Here is a 7,500-nt window from a genome sequence, read left to right as displayed (position 1 = left end):
AGGGCCGCCTCTATCTGGTCGGTGTCCGGGTTGCCGGCCGGCCTGGGGCGCCAGTCCACCTGCACCGCCCGAGCCGCCTCGCTGGCTAGCCAATAACTGGCCGCCACCACGGCAACACCCGCCGTGCCACCCGCGTAAGCGGGCAGCAGCACCACGCGCTCCACACCTGGCATGGCCAGCGCGGCGTCCGCGTCCACCGCCCCGGGCGCCCCACCCAACATGGGGCACATGCGCACGGCCGCGTACAGCATGCGGGGCAGCCGCACGTCCAGGCCAAACACGGCGGTGCCGTCCACCTTGGCCGGTATGTCCAGTCGCGGGGCCGCATGCCCCAACAGCTTGAAGTCCTTGTGCGCCTTGAGCGTGACCACCCCGGGCGGGGTGCCGGCGGCGGCTTTGCTCAGCTCGCCGAAATGCGCCTGCGCCCCGGAAGGGTGGCTCACCACCCCGTTGACGATCTCCAGTTCGGCCACCGGCAGCTTCCATTGCGAGGCCGCCGCCCCCAGCAACGCCGCCCGCGCGGTGGCCGCGGCGGCGCGAACCGGCTCCCAGGCGTCGGCCACGCTGGATGACCCCCCCGTCGCGTTGATGCCCAGCTCACGCGCCACCTTGGTCACCAGCCACTGCGCCGCCTTGACCGAGAAGGGGGCGTTGTCCCCCTCTGACTCCAGCGGATGGAAGGGCAGGCTGGCCACCAACATGGCGACGTTCCCATAGATCTTGTCGGCGCCGGCCTGCTCCAGCCGCACGCGCGCCAGCGGCAGGTCCAGTTCCTCGGCCACCAGCATGGCCAGCGCCGTGTGTATGCCCTGCCCCATTTCGCTGCGGGGCATGGCCAGCACCACCGTGCCGTCGGCGGCGATCTTGATCCAGCCGTTGAGCGCCACATCCCCAGCCTGCAGCGCCCACAGATCGGGCTTGCCCTGGCGCGAGCGCGGCGGCATCACACCCCAGCCCACCAGCAGCAGGCCGGCCGCACCGGCGCCGCCCAGCAGCAGGGCCCGGCGCGACACCCGCCCACCCTGGGGGTTTTTGAGGGGATGGATGCGGCCACTCATGCGGCGCTCCCGGCGGCGCGGTGGATGGCCCGCCGCACCCGTTGGTAGGTGCCACAGCGGCAGAGGTTGGTCATGGCGGCGTCGATGTCGGCATCGGTGGGCCGCGGCTTGCGTTCCAGCAAGGCCGCCGCCGCCATCAACATGCCCGACTGGCAATACCCACACTGCGGCACCTGTTCGTCTATCCAGGCCTGCTGCAGGCGATGCAGCCGGCCACCTGCCGCCAGGCCCTCGATGGTCGAGACCGGCTTGCCGGCCACGGTGGCCACGGGCGTCACACACGAGCGCACGGCCTCGCCCGCCACCCGCACCGTGCAGGCACCGCAGGCGGCCACGCCACAGCCGTATTTGGTGCCGGTCAGATTGAGCACGTCGCGCAGCACCCACAGCAGGGGCATGCGGGCATCCACCTCCACTTCATGGGCTTGTCCGTTCACCACCAGCTTCATCGCCACCCTCCGTCACGCCGAAACCGCCCACTATATAGAGGGCGGGGATAATCCCGCCCACTTATGGCATTGATCACCCTCACCCAGGCCCACCTGGCCTACGGCCACGTGCCGCTGCTCGACCACACCGATTTTTCGCTCGAAACCCAGGAGCGCGTCGGCCTGATCGGGCGCAACGGCACCGGCAAATCCTCGCTGCTCAAGATCCTGGCGGGGCTGGACAAGCCCGACGACGGCACGGTGCAGGTGCAAAACGGCCTGCGCATCGCCTACGTGCCCCAGGAACCGCTGCTGGACCTGGAGGCCACCGTGTTCGACGCTGCCAGCACCGGCCTGAAAGACGCCATCGAGGCGCGCGAGCTCTACCTCAGCGGCGGCGAGGGCCACGACCTGGACGCGCTGCAAAGCCGCATCGAGGCCCTGGACGCCTGGAACTGGGAGCAACGGGTGGACGAAACCCTGCACCGCCTGCACCTGGACGGCGCCACCACCGTGGGCACCCTGTCCGGCGGCAACAAGAAACGCGTCGCCCTGGCCCAGGCCCTGGTGAGCCGCCCCGATGTGCTGTTGCTCGACGAGCCCACCAACCACCTCGACCTGGACAGCATCACCTGGCTGGAAGACCTGCTGCTGGACTTTGCCGGCAGCGTGGTCACCATCAGCCACGACCGCGCCTTTCTGGACCGCGTGGCCACCCGCATGGTCGAACTCGACCGCGGTCGCCTGCTGAGCTACCCCGGCAACTTTGCCCAATACCAGACGCAAAAAGAGGTGCAGCTGCAGCAGGAGGCGGTGATCAACGCCCGCGCCGACAAGCTGCTGGCCCAGGAAGAAGTGTGGATTCGCAAGGGCGTGGAAGCGCGCCGCACCCGCGCCCAGGGCCGCATCACCCGCCTGGAAAAGCTGCGCGAGCAGCGCGCCCAGCGGCGCGACGCCGTGGGCCGCGTGCGCCTGGAAGTGGCCAGCGCCAATGCCGGCGGCAAGATCGTGGCCGAGCTGGAAAAAGTGAGCAAACACTTTGGCTCTGGACCGCAAACCAAAACGGTGGTCAAGGACTTCAGCTGCACCATCCTGCGCGGCGACAAGGTCGGCCTCATGGGCCCCAACGGGGCCGGCAAGACTACTTTGCTCAAGATGATCCTGGGCCAGCTGGCCCCCGACAGCGGCAGTGTGCGCCAGGGCAGCCAGCTTGACGTGGCCTATTTCGACCAGATGCGCGACCAGGTGGACCTGGACGCCACGCTGGAAGACTTCATCAGCCCGGGCAGCGAGTGGATCGAGATCGGCAACCGCCGCACCCACGTCAAGAGCTACCTGAGCGACTTCCTGTTCTCGCCCGCGCGCGCCAACGCGCCGGTGCGCACCCTGTCGGGCGGTGAGCGCAACCGCCTGCTGCTGGCGCGCCTGTTTGCGCGGCCGGCCAACGTGCTGGTGCTGGACGAACCCACCAACGACCTCGACATCGACACCATCGAGCTGCTGGAAGACCTCTTGGCTGACTTCCCGGGCACGGTGTTCCTGGTCAGCCACGACCGCCGCTTCCTGGACAACGTGGTCACCAGCACCATCGTCTTCGAGGGCCAGGGCCAGTGGCGCGAGTACGAAGGCGATGTGCAGGACTGGATCACCCAGTCCACCCGCGCGGCCGACATCGCGGCCCAGGCGACGGCCAAGGCCACACCGGCGCCTGCGTCCGCCCCCGCAGCAGCCGCTCCACCGGCCCAGGCCCCCGCCCCCAGCCCGGCCGGCGGCAAACGCAAGCTCAGCTACAAGGAACAGCGCGAGCTGGACGCCCTGCCCGAGCGCCTGGCGGCGTTGGAGAGCGAGCAGAAAACCATCGATGCCCAACTGGCCGACGGCCGCCTGTACGCCAGCGACCCGCCGCGCGCCGCCGAGCTGGCGGCCCGGCACGCGGTCATTGACGACGAAATGCTGGCGGCGCTGGAGCGCATGGAAGCCCTCACAGGCAACTGAGCCGGGCGGCCTACCGCCGCCGCTCAGAGCGCGCTGCGGCCGGTGGTCATGGCTTCGCGCACCTCGCTGAAATCGCGCCAGAACGTCGCGTCCTGCGTGGTCGCGAAGTTGATGCGCATCAGCGTGGAGGGCTGGCGGGTGGCGTGGAACAAGGCACCGGGCGCCAGCAGGTACCCCCGGTCCAGCATGCGCTGGGCCAGCACCTCGGTGTCCACGCCCACGTCCAGCCAGCCGAACAGGCCGGCCGGCTCGGTGACAAAACGGCAGTCCGCCGACTGCGCCAGGCGCACGCTGCGCGCCCGGGCGGCATCAAGCCGCGCGCGGATGCGCTCGGCGTGCCGGCGCAGCTGGCCTTGTTCGATGCAGATGGCCAGGGCCCGCTCCAGCAGCGAGGGGGTGGTCAGCGTGCTCAGCAGCTTGGTGTCGAGCAGACCCTCCACCAGGTGCTGCGGCGCCGCGAGGTAACCCACCCGCCAGTTGGGCGCCAGGATCTTGGCAAAACCGCTCACATAGATGCTGCGCTGCAGGCCATCGAGCACACTGAGCCGCGTGGCATGCTCCGGCGCGATGTGGCCATAGGTGTCGTCCTCCACAACGTAGAAGCCGTGGCGCTGCGCGAGCTGCAGCAGGCGGTGCGCGCTGGCCGGCGCCAGGCAAAAACCCGTGGGGTTGTGGAACACGCTGACGCTCACGAACAGCTTGGGCGCATGCGCCTCGCAATAGCGGGCCATCACGTCCAGATCGGTGCCGTCCGCTCGGCGCGGCACGGGCAGGATGCGCACCCCCAGCGCATCGAGGCGGGCGAACTCGACCGACCAGCCGGGCTCCTCCACCATCACCGGGTCACCCGCCTTCAACAAGGTGCGGCTGACGATGTCCAGCGCCTGGGTGGCGCCCACGGTGGTGATGATCTGATCGGCCGTCACCGGCAGGTGCAAGCCACACAGTTTCTGGGCCAACACCCGGCGCAAGGCGCCGTCACCCAGGGGTTCGCCATAGCGGTAGGACGCGTCCAGCAACTGCTGGCCGCTGGTCGCCTTGCGCACCGCCGCCGCCAGGAATGTGTTTTCCAGCCAATCCGGCGGAAACGCACCCGCCCCCGGCTGCGGCTTGTCCGACGCGGGATGGAACATGCCCCGGATCAGCGCCGTGGCATTGATCACCGACCCGCTGGGCAGCGGTTGGTGCGGCGTCACGGTGCGGGCGGCGGGCACGGCATGGGGCAGAGCATGTGCAGCCGCCTGACGGACCGCCGGGTCCCGCACAAAAAAACCGCGCTGCTTGCGTGCCTCCACCAAGCCCTGTGCCAGCAGCTGATCGTAAGCCGCCACCACCGTGTACGGGCTCACGCCCTGTTGGCGCGCACATTCGCGCACTGACGGCAGCCGGGTACCCGGCACGAGCAGGCGGGCGCGGATGCGCTCCGCGAACCGGGCAGCCAACTGCTCGGTCAAGGGCTGGCTGGCGTGGCGCACCAGTCCCGCCACCGACAGGTCCACGCTGTCGGTCGCCACACGGCGCGTGCGCCCAGCGAAGTCGGTGTCGGCGTCAACGCCCTTCACGGCCGTGTCCGTGTCGGGTCGCCCCGCGCGGCTCCACACAACAATGCATTCATAAGGGGATTTTGACGCGTTTCCAGGTGACGCGGAGGCCAGCAAAACCTCCACAACAAAGACGCAGGGGCCACCCGGGCATGCGCCCGGATGGCCCCTGCGCCCGATCGCCGGGCTGGCAAGCGTCAGCCGATCACCAGCTGCCCCCTGGCCAGCATCTGCGCAATGATGTCACTGCTGTCGGTGGTGTTGTTCCAGTCGCTGGCGTCCAAACCATTCAACACGACGGTTTGGTCGTGCTGGCTGAGCGTGTAGCCCGACTCGCCCGCAAAACCACCGCTGCTGCTGATCCGAATGACCGTGTTGCCACCGCTCACGGTCACGTTGAGGTAATTGCCGATGTTGTTGTTGGTTTCGCCAGACAACAAACCCGACAGGTCCAGGCGGTCCACCGTGGCACCACCGGCGAAGTAGGCGCCACTGTTGTTGAAGTCGATGATGGTGTCAACGACCGGACTGCCCAACGTGCCGCCGTGACCGGAACCCCACACGAAGGTGTCGGCACCCGCACCACCCGTTAGGCTGTCAGCACCCGTACCCCCAGTCAAGGTATCGGTTCCACCAGCCCCGTTGAGCGTGTCGTTGCCAGCCAGACCTGAAATCGAGTCGCTGCCAGGGAGACCCGTGAGTGTGTCCGCGCCGCTGGTAGCACCCGGAACCGTGTTGACGGTCGGCGCCGCCCTCGTCCCGGACAAAGTCAATGTGGCCGTGTCGTAGCCACCCTGTTGGTCAGCCACGGTGTAGGTCACGGTCACCGGGCCAGACCAACTGCTCCCAGCATTCAATATATAACTGCCATCCGACAACAGGGTGAAGGTGCTCTCATTGCCACTGTTGGTGCCGGACACCCTGACCACTTCAAAGGTCTGGTGGGTGGTGCCACCAATGGTGTACGCGGTCACTGTCAAGGGGTCGCCGTTGGCGTCCGTGTCGTTGGTGAGCACATTCCCGTTGACGACCGCCTGGGCCGTGAAATTGACCGAGTCGTTGACCGCATCCGGCGCCGCGTTGAGCGTAGGCACGAAGCTGACCGACACCGCCGTGCTTGTGGACGCACTTTGGCCGGTGGACGTCTCGGTGGAGGTGGCCACGTAGTTCATGTTCACCGTGCCGGTGAAGCCGGTGGGCGCCTGCACCGTGAGAGTGCTGGTCACCCAGCCACCGGTCAGCAGGTTGAGCGCGGTGTTGCCCGCCGTAGCGCTGAACACATGGCCGCTACCGTCGCGGATGGTGGCCCCCACCGGAATGCCCGTGAGCTGCAACGCGGTCAAGGTCTCGGAGCCGTCGATGTCCACCAAGGTGGCGGTGGGACCAGCCAGCGGCGTGGCAGTGTTGATCACACCCGTGCTCGATGTCAATTCGAGATCGATGTTGTCCAGAATGCCCCCCGCACTGTCGCCGGGCAAGGTGGCACGGAACTCCAGCCGCGTGGTGCCCGTGGCCGGCGCCAGCAGGTCCAGCTCCACGTGACTCCAGGTCCCCTGGTCGTTGTTCAGGGTCGCCACCTTCACACCGCCCCAGTACACATCAATCTGCGAGTCCTCGTAAGCGGTCAACCACGGATCGCCATTCTGGCGGTTGTCCAGGCGCTCGGCAAAATCGAAAGACAGGTGGTACACCTCCCCCGCGCGGGTGCTGACGTCGGTGTACAGATTGGGCGTGGTCGCACTGGTATAAGTCTCCAGTTCAATCACCCGGTTGCTGCTGCTGTTGACCAGGTATTCGAACTCAGCGTAGATCTCGGCGTTTCCGTTGGCTGTGAGCCACGTCCCCTCATCGGCCCCTTCTCCAATCTGATTCGCCGAATGGCTCCAGCCGCTGCTGAGATCTGCGTCCTGGAAATCTGCACGGCGTACAAACGTCCGTGGTGCCAACGTCAGGGTGGGCGCATCGGCCACTGGCGTGATGTCCACCGTCATCACGGCCGGCGCGGCACTCCACGCAGTTCCGTCGTTGACGCTGAAGTTGAACTGCGCGTAGTTGCTCTGCTTGTTCCCCGTCGCGGTGCCACCAAAGACGTCGGCGCCCGACTCGTTGAGCAAAGGCACAAAGACCAGCTGACCCGACGTGATGTTGGCCGCTGTGATGACGGCACCCGACGTCACCAGCACACCATTGAGGTGTAGCGCACCCGCCACCGGCAGATTGTCAATGCGGACCGACTGCAGCGTGTCGCCCGAGTCCGGATCGCTGAAAGCAAAGTCCGACAGCTTGAACACGTAGTTGGTGTCCTCTGTGCCAGTCACCGCAGAAGCCAATGCCAACGGCGCGTCGTTGGCGCCGCTGATGCTCACCGTCAGCGTGGCCGTGCTGGTGTCGCCATCGGCGTCGGTCAGCGTGTAGGTGTAGCTGTCGGTCAGCGACTGCCCGGGCCTGAGCGCGGTCACCGCCGTGTTGCCATTGTTC

Annotated in this window: 5 protein-coding genes (1 of these 5 only partly in view); 1 reads left to right on the top strand and 4 read right to left on the bottom strand. The window is 67.5% G+C overall.

Annotation, left to right across the window (positions count from 1 at the left end; all coding sequences use genetic code 11):
- Both AAHB17_RS16795 and AAHB17_RS16790 read right to left on the bottom strand, forming a co-directional pair.
- Window positions 1-1,058: the beginning of a xanthine dehydrogenase family protein molybdopterin-binding subunit gene (locus AAHB17_RS16795; protein ID WP_342131794.1), read on the bottom strand. The gene continues 1,255 nt to the left of window position 1, outside the view; 1,058 of the gene's 2,313 nt are visible here — the first part of the coding sequence; the start codon lies at window positions 1,056-1,058; the stop codon falls past the left edge of the window.
- On the bottom strand, window positions 1,055-1,507 hold the full coding sequence (locus AAHB17_RS16790; protein ID WP_342131793.1) for a (2Fe-2S)-binding protein: 453 nt from the start codon (window positions 1,505-1,507) through the stop codon (window positions 1,055-1,057). Before AAHB17_RS16790 ends, AAHB17_RS16795 begins: the two co-directional genes overlap by 4 nt.
- A gap of 63 nt (window positions 1,508-1,570) precedes the next feature.
- On the opposite strand from AAHB17_RS16790, the gene AAHB17_RS16785 reads away from it, so the two are divergent.
- On the top strand, window positions 1,571-3,481 hold the full coding sequence (locus tag AAHB17_RS16785; RefSeq protein ID WP_342131791.1) for an ABC-F family ATP-binding cassette domain-containing protein: 1,911 nt from the start codon (window positions 1,571-1,573) through the stop codon (window positions 3,479-3,481).
- A 23-nt stretch (window positions 3,482-3,504) separates the two neighbouring features.
- Here AAHB17_RS16785 and AAHB17_RS16780 read toward each other — a convergent pair whose 3' ends face one another.
- Entirely contained in the window at window positions 3,505-4,968 is a 1,464-nt protein-coding gene (locus tag AAHB17_RS16780) for an aminotransferase-like domain-containing protein (protein WP_342131823.1), read from the bottom strand.
- A 251-nt stretch (window positions 4,969-5,219) separates the two neighbouring features.
- Window positions 5,220-7,500, bottom strand: a 2,281-nt coding sequence (locus AAHB17_RS16775) for a type I secretion C-terminal target domain-containing protein (protein ID WP_342131790.1), incomplete at its 5' end; no start/stop codon positions are given.

This window comes from Hydrogenophaga sp. OTU3427, assembly GCF_038440225.1.
GTDB lineage: Bacteria > Pseudomonadota > Gammaproteobacteria > Burkholderiales > Burkholderiaceae_C > Hydrogenophaga.
This window is presented reverse-complemented; position numbering and strand designations above follow the sequence as displayed.